This window comes from Streptomyces sp. NPDC020807 (assembly GCF_040641575.1).
Classification (GTDB): Bacteria; Actinomycetota; Actinomycetes; order Streptomycetales; family Streptomycetaceae; genus Streptomyces.
Genome location: NZ_JBFADU010000030.1, coordinates 39,928 through 55,677, shown reverse-complemented (window position 1 = coordinate 55,677; position 15,750 = coordinate 39,928). Strand labels below are relative to the sequence as shown.

The following is a 15,750-nucleotide window of genomic DNA, read 5'->3' as shown; positions in this document are numbered from 1 at the left end:
GTGACCGTCGGGACCACCGCACGGCCGTACGACGCGAGGGAGACACGACCAGCATGGCCACGAGGAAGAGCGCGCAGCCGAGCGTGCCGCACGGAGCCGACAGCCACGACGTGATCCGCGTCCACGGCGCGCGCGAGAACAACCTCAAGGACGTCAGCATCGAGATCCCGAAGCGCCGGCTGACGGTCTTCACCGGTGTCTCCGGCTCGGGCAAGAGCTCGCTCGTCTTCAACACCATCGCCGCCGAGTCGCAGCGCCTGATCAACGAGACGTACAGCACCTTCGTCCAGGGCTTCATGCCCACCCTCGCGCGCCCCGAGGTCGACGTCCTCGAAGGCCTCACCACCGTGATCACCGTCGACCAGCAGCGCATGGGCTCCGACCCGCGCTCCACCGTCGGCACCGCCACCGACGCCAACGCGATGCTGCGCATCCTCTTCAGCCGCCTCGGCAAGCCGCACATCGGCCCGCCGAGCGCGTACTCCTTCAACACGGCGACGGTCCGCGCGAGCGGCGGCATCACCGTCGAGCGCGGCGACGCCAAGACCAAGACGGTCAAGGCGACCTACAACCGCACCGGCGGCATGTGCACGCACTGCGAGGGCCGCGGCAAGGTCTCGGACATCGACCTCACGCAGCTGTACGACGACACGAAGTCGATCGCCGAGGGCGCGTTCACGATCCCCGGCTGGAAGTCCGACAACGTCTGGACCGTCGGCATCTACGCCCAGTCCGGCTTCCTCGACCCCGACAAGCCGATCCGCCGGTTCACCAAGCAGGAGATGCGGGACTTCCTCTACCGCGAACCGACGAAGGTCAAGGTCAACGGCGTCAACCTCACCTACGAGGGCCTGATCCCGAAGATCCAGAAGTCCTTCCTGTCCAAGGACAAGGAGGCCATGCAGCCGCACATCCGCGCGTTCGTCGAGCGCGCCGTCACCTTCACCACCTGCCCCGAGTGCGACGGCACCCGGCTCAGCGAGGGCGCCCGCTCCTCCAAGATCAAGCGGATCTCCATCGCCGACGCCTGCCGCATGGAGATCAGGGACCTCGCCGAGTGGGTCCGCGGCCTCGACGAGCCCTCGGTGGCCCCGCTGCTCGCCTCGCTCCAGCAGACCCTGGACTCGTTCGTCGAGATCGGCCTCGGCTACCTCTCCCTCGACCGCCCCGCCGGCACCCTGTCCGGCGGCGAGGCGCAGCGCGTCAAGATGATCCGCCACCTCGGCTCCGCGCTCACCGACGTCACGTACGTCTTCGACGAGCCGACCATCGGCCTGCACCCGCACGACATCCAGCGCATGAACGACCTGCTCCTGAGGCTGCGCGACAAGGGCAACACGGTCCTCGTCGTCGAGCACAAGCCCGAGACGATCGCCATCGCCGACCACGTCGTCGACCTCGGCCCCGGCGCCGGCACGGGCGGCGGCACCGTCTGCTTCGAGGGCACCGTCGAGGGACTGCGTGCCGCGGACACCAGCACCGGCCGCCACCTCGACGACCGGTCGACCCTCAAGGACGGCGTCCGTACGCCTTCCGGCAGGCTCCAGATCCGCGGCGCCGACGCCAACAACCTGAAGAACGTCGACGTCGACATCCCGCTCGGCGCCCTCGTCGTCATCACCGGCGTCGCGGGCTCCGGCAAGAGCTCCCTCGTCCACGGCTCCGTGCCCGCCGGCGAGAACGTCGTCTCCGTCGACCAGTCCCCGATCCGCGGCTCCCGGCGCAGCAACCCGGCCACGTACACCGGACTCCTCGACCCGATCCGCAAGGCCTTCGCCAAGGCCAACGGCGTCAAGCCCGCCCTCTTCAGCGCCAACTCCGAGGGCGCCTGCCCCACCTGCAACGGCGCGGGCGTCGTCTACACCGACCTGGCCATGATGGCGGGCGTCTCCACCCCCTGCGAGGACTGCGAGGGCAAGCGGTTCCAGGCCGAGGTGCTCGAATACCACCTCGGAGGCAAGGACATCAGCGAGGTCCTCGCGATGTCCGTGGACGAGGCCGAGGCGTTCTTCGCCGAGGGCGAGGCGCGCACGCCCGCCGCCCACAAGATCCTGGAGCGGCTCGCCGACGTCGGCCTCGGCTACCTCACCCTCGGGCAGCCGCTCACCACCCTCTCCGGCGGCGAGCGGCAGCGGCTCAAGCTGGCCACCCACATGGCCGACAAGGGCGGGGTGTACGTGCTCGACGAGCCCACCACCGGCCTGCACCTCGCCGACGTCGAACAGCTCCTCGGGCTCCTCGACCGGCTCGTCGACGCGGGCAAGTCGGTCATCGTCATCGAGCACCACCAGGCGGTCATGGCCCACGCCGACTGGATCATCGACCTCGGCCCCGGCGCAGGCCACGACGGCGGCAAGGTCGTCTTCGAGGGCACGCCCGAGAAGCTGGTCGCCGACCGCTCGACCCTCACGGGCGAGCACCTGGCCGCGTACGTCGGCGCCTGACCCGCCCGCCGGGGGCCGTCCTTCGGGGGGGGGCGTCCTCTGGGGCCTCCTAGGCGGGCGGCAGCGGGAAACGGGCCCGGGGCGCGTCGACGCACGTGTCCCGCGAGGTCGGCCCGCCGAAACGGAGCCGGTCGTAGCCGGTGAAGGCCGGCTCCAGCGCGTCGAGCTCGTCCACGCGCGCGTGGAGGCGGAGAAGCCACGCGCGCGTGGGCGTGTCGGGAGCGGAGGCGACCGCGCCGGATATCTCGGCGGTGAGCTCCTCCTTCCGGCGGATCGTCGCGGGAGTGACGGTGTGGAGGCACACGTACTGTCCGCTCAGGTAGGCCTCCCACTCGGCCGCGCCCGCGACCGGGTCCTCCCAGTGCGCGACGAACCACGCCCGGGGAGACCCGGCCGCCCCGGCCGCTTCGGCCGCCTCGGTCAGTCGGAACAGGTCGCGGGGCACCATCTCGGCGCCGTCGGAGCGGAGATACCCGGGCAGCGGGAGCAGCCCGTCGAGCATGAGACGACGGACGCCGTCGGGATCGCGGCCGAGTTCCGCGCACAGGGCGTCCAGGGCGACGAACTGGCCGGAGACGTACGCGTCGTCCTCGGCCGACATCGGGTGGTCGCCGTTGACCGCCCGGAAGCGGTCGGCGACGAGCAGGGCAAGGGTCGGGTCAGGGCCCGGCGGCGGGGTCTCCGGCATCACGTCACTCCTCGGGGAAGACTGGAAGGCGGTCCTCCGGAACGGTAGGAGCGGAACCGTGCGGCGGTCGCCGAACTGTGCCGGAGACGCCCCGGCCTCACCCCTGGTGGGCCGTCCTCCGGCGCCACGCCCAGAGGGCGACCGCGGCAGCGCAGGCCGAGCCGACGAGGGCGAGCGGGAAGCCGTACGAGAGCCCGGAGGGGGAATCCTGGGCGGTGGTGGCGGAGACCGCCCCGGTGTCATCGGCGGCGGTTTCGAGGACGTCGGCTTCGGAGCCCGCGGCGACCTCCCCGACCTCTCCGGCCTCCCCGGTGTCCCTGAGGTCCGCGACCTCCCCCACCTTCTTGACGTCCCCGGACTCCCCGGCCCGCTCCGCCTCCGTGACCACCGCCTGGGCTCCGCCCTTCCCCTTCGCCGCGCGCACCGCCGCGCCGCCCGCCTGCGGGCTCGCCGCGACGGCCTTCGCCCGCCCCTTCCCCGGCAGCAGCGAACCCACCGGCTGCACGCGGCCCGCCGCCTCGAAGCCCCAGTCGAGCAGCGCGCGCGTCTCCTCGTACACGGCGAGACCCCCGCCGGACTGCGGGTTCATCACGGAGACCACCAGGGTCCTGTCACCCCGGCGGGCGGCGGAGATCAGGGTGTTGCCGGCGTTGGTCGTGTACCCGTTCTTGATTCCGAGGAGCCCCGGGTACCGGGCCACGCCGTCCGCACCGGTGAGCAGGCGGTTGGTGTTGGCGATGCCGTACGACCACGAGCCCGCGGGGAAGTCCGCGTACGCCGTCGAGCAGTACCGCGTGAACGCCGGGTCCTGGAGCCCGGCCCGGCCGAAGACGGCGAGGTCGAACGCGGAGGAGACCTGGCCCGGCTCGTCGTACCCGTCAGGGGAGACGACGTGGGTGTCCCGTGCCCCGAGGGACCGGGCCTTCTCCTGCATCTGCCGGGACATCGACTCCCAGCCGCCGTTCATCGCGGCCAGCACGTGCACGGCGTCGTTGCCCGAACTGAGGAAGACCCCGTTCCACAGGTCGGAGACCTGGTACGTGTAGCCCTCCTTGACCCCCACCAGGCTGCTCCCCTCGCCGATGCCGGTCAGCTCGGCGTCAGCGACGGTGTGCCGCTCGGACGGTTCGTTGCGCGGAAGCGCGGTGAGGGCGAAGAGGGCCTTGAGCGTGCTCGCGGGCGGCAGCTTCCGGTGCGCGTCGTGAGCGGCGAGCACCTCGCCCGACGAGGCGTCGGCGACCACCCAGGACAGCGCCGACACCGAGGGCAGGGCGGGCGCGCCCGGCAGCCGCTGCACCTGCGTGCCCTCCCGGTGGAGCCGGGCCGGATCGACGAAGTGACGGGCGGGCGGAGTCGGCTCGCCGACGGAGGACGCGGGTGCGGCGGGGAGGAGATCGGGTACGAGAGACGAGGCCGTGGCAGCCGGAGCGGGCAGCGCGAACAGCAACGCCGCGGTCCCGGCGGCGGCATGACGGGCAGCTGACGTGACGATCATTCGGCCACCGTAGGGAGGCGGGGAGCGGCACGCAGAGCGGAGTGCGCCGACCGGCGTAGAGGTTCCGACGTACGGCGGCGCGTCGTGCGTCCGCCCGGGGGAGCGCCGGGGCCCGCCCTCCCTCACGGGCTGTCAGTGGGGCAGGGCATTCTGGTGACGTGTCCTCACACCCGAACCCCGCCAACGGTGTTCCGCCCGAGTCGCCCGAACGGACGCCTTCGGACGGACCCCGACCGGCCACGCCGCCGACCACGGCGCCGCCGGCCGCCCGGCCCGCCGACGTCCCGGACGCCTCGACCGCGACGTGTGCCTCGACCACGGCTGCCGGGCGGTCCGACGGTCCGGCGCCGGTGGCGGGCACGCCCGAGGCTCCCGCCTCGGCCGGTGACGGGTCCGGCGCTCGGTCCCCGTCCGGCGCCCCGTCCCCGTCCGCCGGCCGGTCCGGAGCACCGGGACCGTCCGCCGGCGGTGCGGACGCCCCGGGTCCGGCCGGTGCCCGGCCCGAGGCCTCGGCGCGGGGCACCGGCGGGGAGGAAGCACGGCACCCGGTGGCCGACCGGTCCGCCGCCCCGGACCCGCGCCCCGGGGAACCGGCCGTCGACGGGATCGTCGGGTCCTCCGGTGCCAGGGGCGCGGGTCCGGCCAACGGGGTCCTTGCCGAGGGCAGCCGCGGCCAACGCGGGTCCGCCGCAGGCCGGACACACGGCGCTGCGGGCCGCTCGGCCGCGGGCGAGGCCGGCGCGGGTGCGGCGGCCGATGCGGCCGCGAGCGGCGGGGAGGGAACCGGTTCCGTGCCCGGCTCGGGCGACGGGACGGACCGTCAGGCCGGCCCCGGGGGCCGAGCCGAAGGGGCGGCGGGTCGGGTGGCCGCCCCCGAGCCCCGTACCGCACCCGCTCCCGCGCCCGTCCGCCCACCCGCTCCCGCGCCCGTCCGTCCACCCGCGCCCGCTCCCGTCCGTCCACCCGCTCCCGCACCGGCTCCCGCACCGGCGCCTGTGCCTGCGCCCGGGCGGGCGTCCGAGCCCTTCGGGTTGCCCAGTGTCGCGGGGGTCCGTGCGAGTCTCGGGCTCACCGGGGGGCTGCTGCCCCCGCCCACGCGGGCCTTCGGCGGGCCCTCGTCCCGTGGGGAGCGGCAGAGCCGTGCGACCCGGCCCACCGGGCACATGATCGTCTGCGGGGACGACGCCCTCGCCCACCGTCTCGCGGGAGAGTTGCAGGCGGTGTACGGCGAGCGGGTCACCCTGCTCGTGCCCGCGCGGCCGGATGCCGAACCGACGCCCGCCGGGCGCACGGGCCGGGCCCTGGCGCTGTTCGGGCGGGTCGTCACCGCGGCCGTGACGCGTACGGCGGGGGCGGCCGGGACGGTCGGTGCCGTGGGCGCGACCGCCTCGGGCACGACCGGTTCAGGCGTGACCGGCGCAGGCCCGGGTGGCGGATCGGACGGCAGCGAGCCCGTCGGGAGCCTGCGGGTCGTCGAGTCGGGGGAGGCCGACGACCGGGCCCTCACGGAGGCGGGCGTCGAGCGCGCCGCCGCCCTCGCCCTCGTCCACGAGGACGACGAGACCAACATCCGGGCAGCCCTCACGGCCCGCCGCCTCAACCCGAGGCTGCGCCTGGTCATCCGCCTCTACAACCGCAGGCTCGGCCAGCACCTCGCCACCCTCCTCGACCAGGCCGCGGCCGTCGCCGAACCGGGCCTCGACCCCGAGAAGACGGACGCCGTCACCACCGTCCTCTCCGACGTGGACACCGCCGCCCCGGGCCTCGCCGCCGCGGCCGTGACCGGCTCCAGCAAGGTCGTCCAGGCGGGCGGCCTGCTGCTGCACGCCGTCGAACGGCTCCCCTCCGCCTCGGGCGAGGCGCCCGACCTGGGACTCTGCACGCTCGCGCTGCTCTCCGCGACCGCGCGGGACCCGGCCGGCTGGGAGGGCTCCGAGCACAGCGGCGAGGCGGGCCCGCGCCTCCTCCCGGACGACCGTACGGTCGCGGCGGCGGCCGGCCGGGCCACGGTGACGCTCGAAGCGGTACGCCCGGCGGGCCCCGCTCCGGCGTCACGGCGCTTCGGCGGCTCGGGCCTGCCGGTCGGCTCGCTGTTCCCGCGCCGCCTGCGCTGGTCCCTCGCGGGCGCGGTCGCCGCCGTCGTGGGCCTGGCTCTTGCCCTGACCCTCATGACCGGCGACCACCCCCTGCACGCCGCCTACCTCACGCTCCTCGACGTCTTCGCCATCGGCGACCCGGCGGTCGACGACCCGGTGAGCCGTCAGCTCCTCCAGATCCTCGCGGGGTTCGTGGGGCTCCTGCTGCTCCCGGTGATCGTCGCCGCCCTCCTCGAAGGCATGGGCACCTTCCGTTCGGCGACGTCCCTGCGCCGCCCGTCCCGCGGACTCACCGGCCACGTCGTGCTCCTCGGCCTGGGCAAGGTCGGGACCCGGGTCCTCACGCGGCTGCGCAGGATGGGCATCGCGGTGGTGTGCGTCGAGTCCGACCCGGAGGCGCGCGGCATCGCCGTCGCGCGAAGGCTGCGGGTGCCGACGGTCATCGGCGACGTCACCGAGGAGGGCGTCCTCGAAGCCGCCCGCATCCACCGGGCCGACGCGCTCCTCGCCCTGACCAGCGTCGACATCACCAACCTGGAGGCCGCGCTGTCGGCCCGGTCGGTCGCCCCGGGCCTGCGGGTCGTGCTGCGGCTGTACGACGACGACTTCTCCACGGCCGTCTACCGCACCCTCCGCGCCGCGCACCCCGAGGCCCGTACCCGCAGCCGGAGCGTCTCCCACCTCGCCGCACCGGCCTTCGCGGGGGCGATGATGGGCCGCCAGATCCTCGGCGCCGTACCGGTCGAGCGCCGGGTCCTGCTCTTCGCGGCGGTCGACGTCGCGGCCCACCCGCTCCTGGAGGGCCGCACGGTGGCGGAGGCGTTCCGGCCGGGGGCGTGGCGGGTGGTCGCCCTGGACCGCAGGGGCGGCGGACCGGACCCGGACGGGGCGTACGGCGTCCCCCACGGCCCGAGTGGGGACGCGGGAGCCGGCGCGGCGACGGGTGCGGGAGCCGGTACGGACGCGGGCACGGACACGGGCGCCAGGAACGGCGCCCGCACCGGCCCCCGCCGCCCCCGCTTCCTGTCGTCGGACGCCCCCGGCTACCGTGACTGGCGGCTCGCCCCCGACCGCGTGCTCCACGCGGGGGAGCGGGTGATCGTGGCCGCCACCCGTCGCGGCCTCGCGGAACTCCTGGGCCGCGGCGCCGACGCGGAGCACCGTACGGCCGAGGCGGCGGGCACCCGTACCCGAACTCCATCGGATCCGAACGGCGTTGACCGTAGGATCTGACCGCTCGCGGGCCACATCGGCCCGCCTCCGCAGTCAGGAGAGCCTTCGTTGAACACCCCGCACAGCGCCGTCCCCGGCCGGCCGGCCCATCGCATGGACCCGGCCGGCGGCTGCCCGCACGCCGCCAACGCCCGGCTGCTCGCCGAGGGCGCGGTGGCGCCGGTCGTCCTGCCCGGCGAGATCGAGGGCATGGCGGTGCTCGGCCACGACGCCCTGCGCGACTTCCTCTCCCACCCCGACGTCGCCAAGGGCCCGCAGCACTTCACGGCCCTGACGGAGGGCCGGATACCCGACGGCTGGCCGCTGCGGACCTTCGCGACGGTGCCCGGCATGACGACGGCGGACGGCGCCGACCACCGCAGGCTGCGGGCCCTGGTCAGCAGCGCGTTCACGGCGCGCCGGGTCGAGGAGCTGCGGCCGCGCGTGGAGGCGGTGACGGCGGGGCTCCTCGACGGGCTCGCGGAGGCGGCGGAGGCCGGGGGAGGCGTCGCGGACCTGCGGCGCCACTACGCGCTGCCGCTGCCGCTCGGGGTGATCTGCGAACTGCTCGGTGTGGACCCGGCCCATCAGGACCGGCTGCACCACCTCTCCAGCCTGGTCGTCGCCACGGACACGGAGCCCGCGCAGGCCGTGGCGGCCAACCGGGAACTGGTCGAGCTCCTGGCGGCCATCGCGGGAGCCAAGGCCCTGGAGCCGGGCGACGACCTGACGAGCGCGCTCATCGCGGCGCGCGACGAGGGCGGTGACCGGCTGAGCCAGCCGGAGCTGATCGGCACGCTCCTGTTGATGATCATCGCGGGGCACGAGACGACGCTCAACCTGGTCACCAACGCCGTACGGGCGCTGTGCGGCCACCGCGAACAACTCGCGCTGGTGCGCGACGGCCGGGCGACGTGGGCGGACGTCGTGGAGGAGACGCTGCGCTGGGACAGCCCGGTGAGCTACTTCCCGTTCCGTTACCCGACGAGGGACCTGACCGTGGACGGCACGGTCATCCCGAAGGGCACGCCGGTCCTCGCGGGGTACTCGGCGGCGGGCCGGGACACGAAGGCGCACGGGCCGGACGCGGACCGCTTCGACCTCACGCGCGCCACGGCCACCAAGCACCTCTCGCTCGGCCACGGCCCCCACTACTGCCTGGGCGCCCCCCTGGCCCGCATGGAGGCGGCGATCGCCCTGGAGTCCCTCTTCACCCGCTACCCGGACCTGGACCTCGCGGTCCCGGAGGCCGAACTGACGCGCCACTCCGGCTTCGTCGGCAACAGCGTGCGGAAACTCCCGGTCCGCCTGGCGGCCTGACGGTGCGGCGGGGCGACCGGCCGCAGCCGCGACCGGGCCCGACGGCCCGGCCGGCTACCCGGCCCGCCCCCACACCTCCGCCGGAGAGGCCCGCAGCGAGGAGACGAGCCGCAGCAACCGGTCCTCGTTCCCCGAGAACCCTGCCGCGCGGAGCGCCGCGTCGGCCTCGGCCATCGGCGAGGTGAGCATCACCCCGGCGTACGGGACGAGGTCCGGGTCGGTCAGAACGGCCTGGGTGGACTCGAGCAGCCGCAGATACGCCTGCGCCGCCGCGCGCTCGGTCGCGGTCATCGTGATCATGTCGGGCTCCCTCTCGACAGTTCGGCACCACCACCTAAGCGCATGGGTCTGACAACGGGTCGGAGAGCGGGGCCGGGCCCACCCGCCCGGGCGCGTCGGGGCACGTCGGTGACAGGGGCTCACCCGCCCCCGGCGAGGTGCTCCGTCAGGCGGTCCAGGAAGGTCTGCTGGCCCGTCACGAGCAAGGGGGTCGCCGCTTCCGGTGTGTGCCAGGCGACGCGGTCGATCTCCGGGAACTCCTGGTGTCTGCCGGAGTGCGGCGGCCACTCCATCGTGAACGTGCCGGGGATCACCCCCGCCGGGTCGAGGTCGCCCTCCACAGCCCAGGCCACCACCGTCTTGCCGCTGCTCTGGCGGGTCTCGCCCAGGGGGATCCACGGGCCGGACGGGGCCGGGTGGCCCAGTTCCTCCAGGAACTCGCGGCGCGCCGCCGCCTCGGGGGACTCGTCCGGTTCGTACTCCCCCTTGGGGATCGACCAGGCCCCGTGCTCCCGCGACGCCCAGAAGGGGCCGCCCATGTGACCGATCAGCACCTCGACGCCCCCGCCCGCCGTGCGGCGGAAGACGAGGAGACCCGCGCTGCGTTTGCCCGTCATGCCGTCCAGTGTGGCAGCGGGCTCAGGCTTCCGCGCGGACCACCACCGGGCCGCCCGCAGGGTCGAGCCCGCGCGTCCACGCCGGCCCGAGCCGCGCCGAGCGCCAGGGGACGAGGTTCGCGGGCAGCCGCTCCCGCCGCACCAGCGCGTCGCCCTGGGTGACGGTCAGGACCGGCCGGGTGAGCGGCAGCCCGGGGCGTACGAGGAGGGGCGCGATCCCCGCACCGGACCCCGGACCGATCCCCGCACCGGACCCCGGACCGATCCCCGCACCGGACCCCGGACCGATCCCCGGAGCAGACCCCGGGCCGACCCCCGCACCGAACCCCGGGCCGACCCCCGGACCGATCCCCGCACCGGACCCCGCGCCCAGCAGCCCGGGGGTCACCCAGCGCAGGGGTCCCTCCACCGTCACGGTCACCGACGCCGCAGGCGTGGAGCGTCCGGCCAGCGCGTCGAGCACCGCGCCCGCCGCCGCGCGCCCCTCCGCCTCGGCCACCCGCGCCGGTTCCGCCCCGTGCAGCAGGTTGCCCGCCGCGAAGACGCCGGGCACGGACGTGCGGAAGGCCTCGTCGGTCAGCGGTCCGCGCGTGCCCGGCGCCAGGGCGAGGCCCCCGGCGCGGGCCAGTTCGTGGTCCGGGATCCAGTCGCCGGTGAAGACGACCGTGTCGCCGCGCAGGACGAGACTCCGGCCGTCGGCCGTCCGCACGGCGACTCCCGTCAGCCGGCCGCGCCCGAGCAGTTCGGTGACCGTGGCGCCGGTGAGGACCGGTGCCGTGCCGAATCCGGGGGGCGTGCGCGGCAGGTCGGTGACGACCGCCGCCACCTCCGCCCCCGCCGCCCGCAGGACCTCCACCGCGCGCCGGGCGACCGGTTCGCCGCCGACCACCACGGCCCGTCGGCCGACGCGCTGCCCGAACAGGGCCACTGCCTGCTGGAGTTCGCCGGTCGTCATCACCCCGGCCGGACGCGTCCCGGGCACGAGCCGCGCGCTGCGCGGCCGTTCGCGTGCGCCGGTCGCGAGGAGCACGGCCCGTGCCGTGATCCGTTCGAGGCCGGTCGGCGCGGTGACGTCGAGGGTCAGCGGACCGGCCCAGCCGGTGGCCGAGACGCCGGTGCGGACGGCCGCGCCCGCCCGCACCGCGGCCCGGACCGCGCGGCGCGCGTACGCAGGGCCGAACAGCGCGCGGCCCCGCCCGTCCGCGCCGAAGCCCGCGTGCGCGCAGTGCCGCGGGACGCCACCGGCCGCGCGCTCCCGCTCCAGGACCTCGACGCGGCCCGCGCCCGCCGCGGCGAGCCGTTCCGCCGCCGCGAGCCCGGCGGGACCCGCGCCCACCACCAGGACGTCGACCGTACGGTTCACCGGGCCCCCTTCCCGTACTCCTCGCCCAGCGCCCGCAGCTCCGCGCCGCAGAAGTGGCCCTGGCAGCGCCCGCCGCGCGCCCGGGTCCTGCGCCGCAGTCCCTCCGGTCCCGCCGGGGGGATCGTCGAGGCGTACGCGGCACGGACCTCGCCCCGGGTCACCCGCTCGCAGTGGCAGACGATCGCGCCGAACTCCGGGTCCGAGGAGATGAGTTCGGCGTCCCGGTACGGACGCGGGAAGGCCTCGCCGAGGTTCGGCACGCGCAGCGGGACGAGCGGGCGCTCGGGCCCGGGGTCGAGCCCGCAGTCGGCGAGGAGGCCGAGGACGTGCTCGGCGATGGCGAGGGACGCGGTGAGCCCGGTGGACCGGATTCCGCCCACCGTCACGTACCCGAGGCCGGGATGCGCCGCCACTCGGTAGTCCTCCCGGCCGGTGGCGGCGCGCAGGCCCGCGTACACCGCCGTGACCTCCTCGTCGAGCAGCGCGGGAAGTATCCGGCCGCCCTGTTCGCGGAGCCCGGCGAGCCCGTCGGCGGTCGTGCCGGTGGCGGTCTTGTCGTCGAGGTCCTCGGCGGTGGGGCCGAGCATGACGTTCCCGTACACCGTGGGCGAGACGAGCACCCCCTTGCCGAGGGGGCCCGGGACGGGGAGCAGGATGTGCCGGACCAGGGCGCGGGCGAACTTGTCGAAGACGAGGAGCTGTCCGCGGCGCGGGGTGACGGTGAAGTCCCGCCGGTCCATGAGCGCGTCGAAGGCGTCGGCGTACAACCCGCTGGCGTTCACGAGGAGTCGGCTGCGCAGCTCGCCCCGCGCGGTGGTGAGATGGTGCCCCGACGCGTCCGTTCGGACCCGCTCCACGCGGCAGTTGAGGTGGAGGTCGACGCCCGAGCGGACCGCCTGCGTCGCGTACGCGAGGGTGGTCGTCCACGGGCAGATCACCGACTCGCCGGGCACCGCGAGGGCCCCCAGCGCGCCCGGCGCCAAGTGGGGTTCGCGTGACCGCAGTTCGTCCGCGGTCAGGATCCGGGTCGTACGGTGGCCGTTGCGGACGGCCTTCTCCGCGAGCCGGGGGAGCGCCGCCAGCTGCTCCGCGTCCCACGCGACGAGCAGCGCGCCGAGCGGCTCGACGGGGATGCCCACCTCGCGGGCGTACGCGCCCAGCCGGCGGTGCCCCTCCCGGACGAGTCGCGCTTCGAGCGTGCCGGGAGCCGCGTCGAAACCGGTGTGCAGAATGGCGGTGTTCGCCTTCGACGTGCCGTCTCCGACGTCGTTCGCGGCCTCCACGAGCGCCACCCGCAGCGGGTGGCGGGCGAGCGCGCGGGCGACGGCGCAGCCGACGACCCCCGCGCCGACGACCACGACGTCGTACGCGGCCTCCCGGCCGCCGGGCAAGGGTCCGCCGCGCGTGACGCTCACTCCGTGTCCCCGCCCCGCGCGAGCAGCGCCGACACCTCCGTACGGAACCGGCCGAGGCGCGAGGCCGCCTCGTCGGCCGGGATCCGCGGCTCGTACACGGCCGAGGGCTTCCACTCCGGTACGGCCTCCCGGAGCGCGAGCCCCGGGTACCGGCCGAGCCGGGCCACCGCGCCGACGCCGAGCGCCGTCGCGTCCGGCAGGGACGAGACCTCCACGGGGAGCTGGAGCAGGTCGGCCTGGGTCTGCATGAGCAGCGCGGACCGGGTCAGACCCCCGTCGGCGCGCAGCGAGGTCAGGGGCGCGCCCCGGTCCGCCGCGGCCGCCGCGGCGAGCTCCACGACCTGCGCGGCGATGCCCTCGCACAGCGCCCGCACCAGGTGGCCGGGCGTGGTGTCCAGGCCCAGACCGGTGAGCGAGCCCCGCACGTCACCGCGCCACCAGGGCGCGGCCAGACCCGCGAGCGCCGGCACGAACGTGACGCCGCCCGCGTCCGGCACTCCGCCTCCGACCGGGTCCAGCTCCTCGGCGCCCCCGATCACGCCCAGGTCGGTGAGCCACCGGACGGCCGAGGCGACCGTGTACACCTGCCCGTCCAGGCAGTGGGCGACCCGGCCGCCGAGCCGCCAGGCGACACAGCTCACCAGGCCCGAGTCCCCGCGCCGGGGCTCCGGACCGGTCTGCGCGAGCAGGAACGCGCCCGTGCCGTACGTGCACTTGGCGGCGGCCGGGTCGCTCGCGCTCTGCGCGAGGAGGGCGGCCTGCTGGTCGACGAGGAGCCCGGTCACCGGCAGGGGCGCGCCGAAGGCCGTCGTGGTGCCGACCGCGGCGTCGCAGTCCACGACCCGGGGGAGTCGCTCGCCGCCGAGGCCGTAGAGGTCGAGGGCCGTCTCCGACCAGGCGACCGTGTCCAGGTCGAGGAGCCCGGTCCGGCCCGCGGTCGCGGCGTCGGTGACGAACGCGCCCGTCAGGCGGTGCACGAGCCACGCGTCGCTCGTGGTGACCACTCCGGCGCCGGTCGCGTGACGGCGGATCCAGGCCATCTTGGGCGCGGCGAAATAGGGGTCGACCGGGAGGCCGGTCAGGTGGCGCAACCGCTCCGCGTGGCCGTCGAGTTCGTCGCAGATCCCGGCGGCCCTGCGGTCCTGCCAGACGAGCGCGTCGGTGAGCGGCGCGCCGGTGGCGGGGTCCCAGGCGAGCACGGTCTCGCCCTGGTTGGCGAGCCCCACGGCCTCGACCTCCGTGCCGGCCTCGGCGAGGGCCGCGCGCCCGGCCCGGACGACGGAGTCGTACAGCTCACGGGGGTCGACCTCGACCAGCCCGCCCGGCAGGTAGCGGGGCCGGACCGGCGCGGTGCCGCTGCCGATGACCCCGCGCTCCGGACACAGGACGAGGGCCTTGGTGCCCGAGGTGCCCTGGTCGACCGCGAGGATCGGGCCGCCGGTCATCGTGCTGCTCCTGTCGCCGGATCGGAGGATGATCGTCCGATCGTCGAAAAGGGTCAGGGTGCCCGCGGCGGGAACCGGCGTCAAGGGGCGGGGGAGAAGACCGTCAGGTTCGGCGAAGTCGCCTGACAGAAGGTCAGAAGCAGTTGCTGTCCGAATAGTTACTGTCGGAAAAGAGAGTGGAGTGAGCGCCTCCAGCGCCCTCTATAGTGATCGCCGATCAACGGAGGGGGCACCCCCGGCCACTCTCCGTACCCCGAAGCCGTTCACCCGAGGACCATCCACCGAGGACCCATGTCGCCCACACCACGTCCCGCCCCCTGATGGCGCCGCACGGCTTCCGGCCCGTCTACCACCCCGCCGGCCACGACCACGCGTTACGCGGCGCCGTCCAGGACCTCCGCACCGGCCGCTGGGTGGCGATGGCGCGGCTCCTCGACGAGACGACGGGCTGGGACGGCTGGACCCGGCGCACCCAGGTCCTCGCGACGGTCGCCGCGGGCACCGACGTCGTCCACATCTGGCGGACCGAACAGCCCGGCAGCGTCGCCGCCGCCGTGATGCACTGCCGGGTCGCCGTCGAACGGGCGCTCCGGGCGCACCGCGCCGGACACGCCCGCACCCGCGAGCTGTGGCAGGAGGCCTGGACGGCCTGCCGCGACACCGCCGAGCTCGTCCCCGCCGACCCCGTCCCCTGGGTGGGCCTCCTCGCCCTCGCCTCCCTCGAAGCGGGCCGCTCCGTCCCCGAGCACCGTCTCGCGCCGCCCGCGCCCATGCTGGCGCCCGGCCCCTGGGGCCTCCTCGCCGAGGCCGAGAAGCGCGACCCGTACAACCGCGAAGCGCACCACCGCATGCTCCAGTTCGTGTACGCGCGCAGCCCGGGCCCCCTCTCCGAGGCCTTCAACTACGCCCAGTGGGCAGCCACTTCCGCGCCCCTCGGCTCCGCCCTGCACGCCCTTCCGCTCTACGTGCGCGTCGAGCGGTACCGGCGCGAGCGCGGCCACGAGAAGGCGCTCGACCTCCACTGGGTCGCCGAGGACGCCGTACGCGACGCCGAGCGGGCCCTCGACGCCTGGTACCTCTTCTGCGCCACCGACGAGGCCTCCCTCCTCGACCTCAACCACCTCGCCCACGCGCTGTACGGAGCCCTCCGCTTCACCGACGCGGCCCGGGTCTTCGACGCGCTCGGCCCGTACTACACGACGATCCCGTGGGCGTACCGGACCGAGCGCCCCGACGACCGGGCGGCGGCCGAGGAGCTCTTCCTCCGAGCCCGCAGCCGCTGTCTGAGCGGCTGACCCCCGACTGCCGGCCCCCACGCCCAGCTCACACCCCACGCCCACCCCGCTCCCCGCCCGCCCCGCTCCCCCCTTCCCCGT

The 15,750-nt window shown here is 75.4% G+C and carries 11 protein-coding genes; 4 read left to right on the top strand and 7 right to left on the bottom strand.

What is annotated here, in order from left to right:
• Positions 1 to 53: 53 nt before the first annotated feature.
• Positions 54 to 2,444 (top strand): excinuclease ABC subunit UvrA, encoded by a 2,391-nt coding sequence (locus tag AB0G79_RS29715; RefSeq protein ID WP_360811847.1) that lies wholly within the window; start codon positions 54 to 56, stop codon positions 2,442 to 2,444.
• 49 nt (positions 2,445 to 2,493) lie between these two features.
• Here AB0G79_RS29715 and AB0G79_RS29710 read toward each other — a convergent pair whose 3' ends face one another.
• Positions 2,494 to 3,132 (bottom strand): DUF6058 family natural product biosynthesis protein, encoded by a 639-nt coding sequence (locus AB0G79_RS29710; RefSeq protein WP_360811845.1) that lies wholly within the window; start codon positions 3,130 to 3,132, stop codon positions 2,494 to 2,496.
• Between the two features lie 97 nt (positions 3,133 to 3,229).
• Positions 3,230 to 4,627 carry a serine hydrolase gene (locus tag AB0G79_RS29705; RefSeq protein ID WP_360811843.1) on the bottom strand — a complete coding sequence of 466 codons (1,398 nt, stop codon included), beginning with the start codon at positions 4,625 to 4,627 and terminating at the stop codon, positions 3,230 to 3,232.
• 1,163 nt (positions 4,628 to 5,790) lie between these two features.
• On the opposite strand from AB0G79_RS29705, the gene AB0G79_RS29700 reads away from it, so the two are divergent.
• Both AB0G79_RS29700 and AB0G79_RS29695 read left to right on the top strand, forming a co-directional pair.
• Complete coding sequence (locus AB0G79_RS29700) at positions 5,791 to 7,956, top strand: NAD-binding protein (RefSeq protein ID WP_360811841.1); 2,166 nt, start codon at positions 5,791 to 5,793, stop codon at positions 7,954 to 7,956.
• A gap of 93 nt (positions 7,957 to 8,049) precedes the next feature.
• A complete protein-coding gene (locus AB0G79_RS29695) occupies positions 8,050 to 9,255 on the top strand; it encodes a cytochrome P450 (protein WP_360811897.1) in 1,206 nt (401 codons plus the stop codon).
• 54 nt (positions 9,256 to 9,309) lie between these two features.
• Here AB0G79_RS29695 and AB0G79_RS29690 read toward each other — a convergent pair whose 3' ends face one another.
• The 5 genes from AB0G79_RS29690 to AB0G79_RS29670 all read right to left on the bottom strand — a co-directional run bounded on the left by AB0G79_RS29690 (position 9,310) and on the right by AB0G79_RS29670 (position 14,374).
• Positions 9,310 to 9,546, bottom strand: a complete 237-nt coding sequence (locus AB0G79_RS29690) for a hypothetical protein (protein ID WP_360811895.1) — start codon at positions 9,544 to 9,546, stop codon at positions 9,310 to 9,312.
• 128 nt (positions 9,547 to 9,674) lie between these two features.
• Positions 9,675 to 10,151, bottom strand: coding sequence for an NUDIX domain-containing protein (locus tag AB0G79_RS29685; RefSeq protein ID WP_360811839.1), 477 nt, complete (start codon positions 10,149 to 10,151; stop codon positions 9,675 to 9,677).
• Positions 10,152 to 10,173: 22 nt separating this feature from the next.
• Positions 10,174 to 11,514, bottom strand: a complete 1,341-nt coding sequence (locus AB0G79_RS29680; protein ID WP_360811837.1) for an FAD-dependent oxidoreductase — start codon at positions 11,512 to 11,514, stop codon at positions 10,174 to 10,176.
• The gene (locus AB0G79_RS29675) at positions 11,511 to 12,929 is read right to left on the bottom strand and encodes an FAD-dependent oxidoreductase (RefSeq protein ID WP_360811835.1); all 1,419 of its coding nucleotides are present in this window, start codon (positions 12,927 to 12,929) and stop codon (positions 11,511 to 11,513) included. The genes AB0G79_RS29680 and AB0G79_RS29675 overlap by 4 nt, the downstream gene beginning before the upstream one ends.
• A complete protein-coding gene (locus AB0G79_RS29670) occupies positions 12,926 to 14,374 on the bottom strand; it encodes an FGGY family carbohydrate kinase (protein WP_360811833.1) in 1,449 nt (482 codons plus the stop codon). The genes AB0G79_RS29675 and AB0G79_RS29670 overlap by 4 nt, the downstream gene beginning before the upstream one ends.
• 320 nt (positions 14,375 to 14,694) lie before the next feature.
• Here AB0G79_RS29670 and AB0G79_RS29665 point away from each other — a divergent pair, with 320 nt between their 5' ends.
• Entirely contained in the window at positions 14,695 to 15,669 is a 975-nt protein-coding gene (locus tag AB0G79_RS29665) for a hypothetical protein (protein WP_360811831.1), read from the top strand.
• Positions 15,670 to 15,750: the final 81 nt, after the last annotated feature.

Coding starts and splice junctions, on each gene's coding strand:
- AB0G79_RS29715 (WP_360811847.1), top strand. CDS start 54: ATGGCCACGAGGAAGAGCGCGCAGCCGAGCGTGCCGCACGGAGCCGAC.
- AB0G79_RS29710 (WP_360811845.1), bottom strand. CDS start 3,132: ATGCCGGAGACCCCGCCGCCGGGCCCTGACCCGACCCTTGCCCTGCTC.
- AB0G79_RS29705 (WP_360811843.1), bottom strand. CDS start 4,627: ATGATCGTCACGTCAGCTGCCCGTCATGCCGCCGCCGGGACCGCGGCG.
- AB0G79_RS29700 (WP_360811841.1), top strand. CDS start 5,791: ATGATCGTCTGCGGGGACGACGCCCTCGCCCACCGTCTCGCGGGAGAG.
- AB0G79_RS29695 (WP_360811897.1), top strand. CDS start 8,050: ATGGACCCGGCCGGCGGCTGCCCGCACGCCGCCAACGCCCGGCTGCTC.
- AB0G79_RS29690 (WP_360811895.1), bottom strand. CDS start 9,546: ATGACCGCGACCGAGCGCGCGGCGGCGCAGGCGTATCTGCGGCTGCTC.
- AB0G79_RS29685 (WP_360811839.1), bottom strand. CDS start 10,151: ATGACGGGCAAACGCAGCGCGGGTCTCCTCGTCTTCCGCCGCACGGCG.
- AB0G79_RS29670 (WP_360811833.1), bottom strand. CDS start 14,374: ATGACCGGCGGCCCGATCCTCGCGGTCGACCAGGGCACCTCGGGCACC.
- AB0G79_RS29665 (WP_360811831.1), top strand. CDS start 14,695: ATGGCGCCGCACGGCTTCCGGCCCGTCTACCACCCCGCCGGCCACGAC.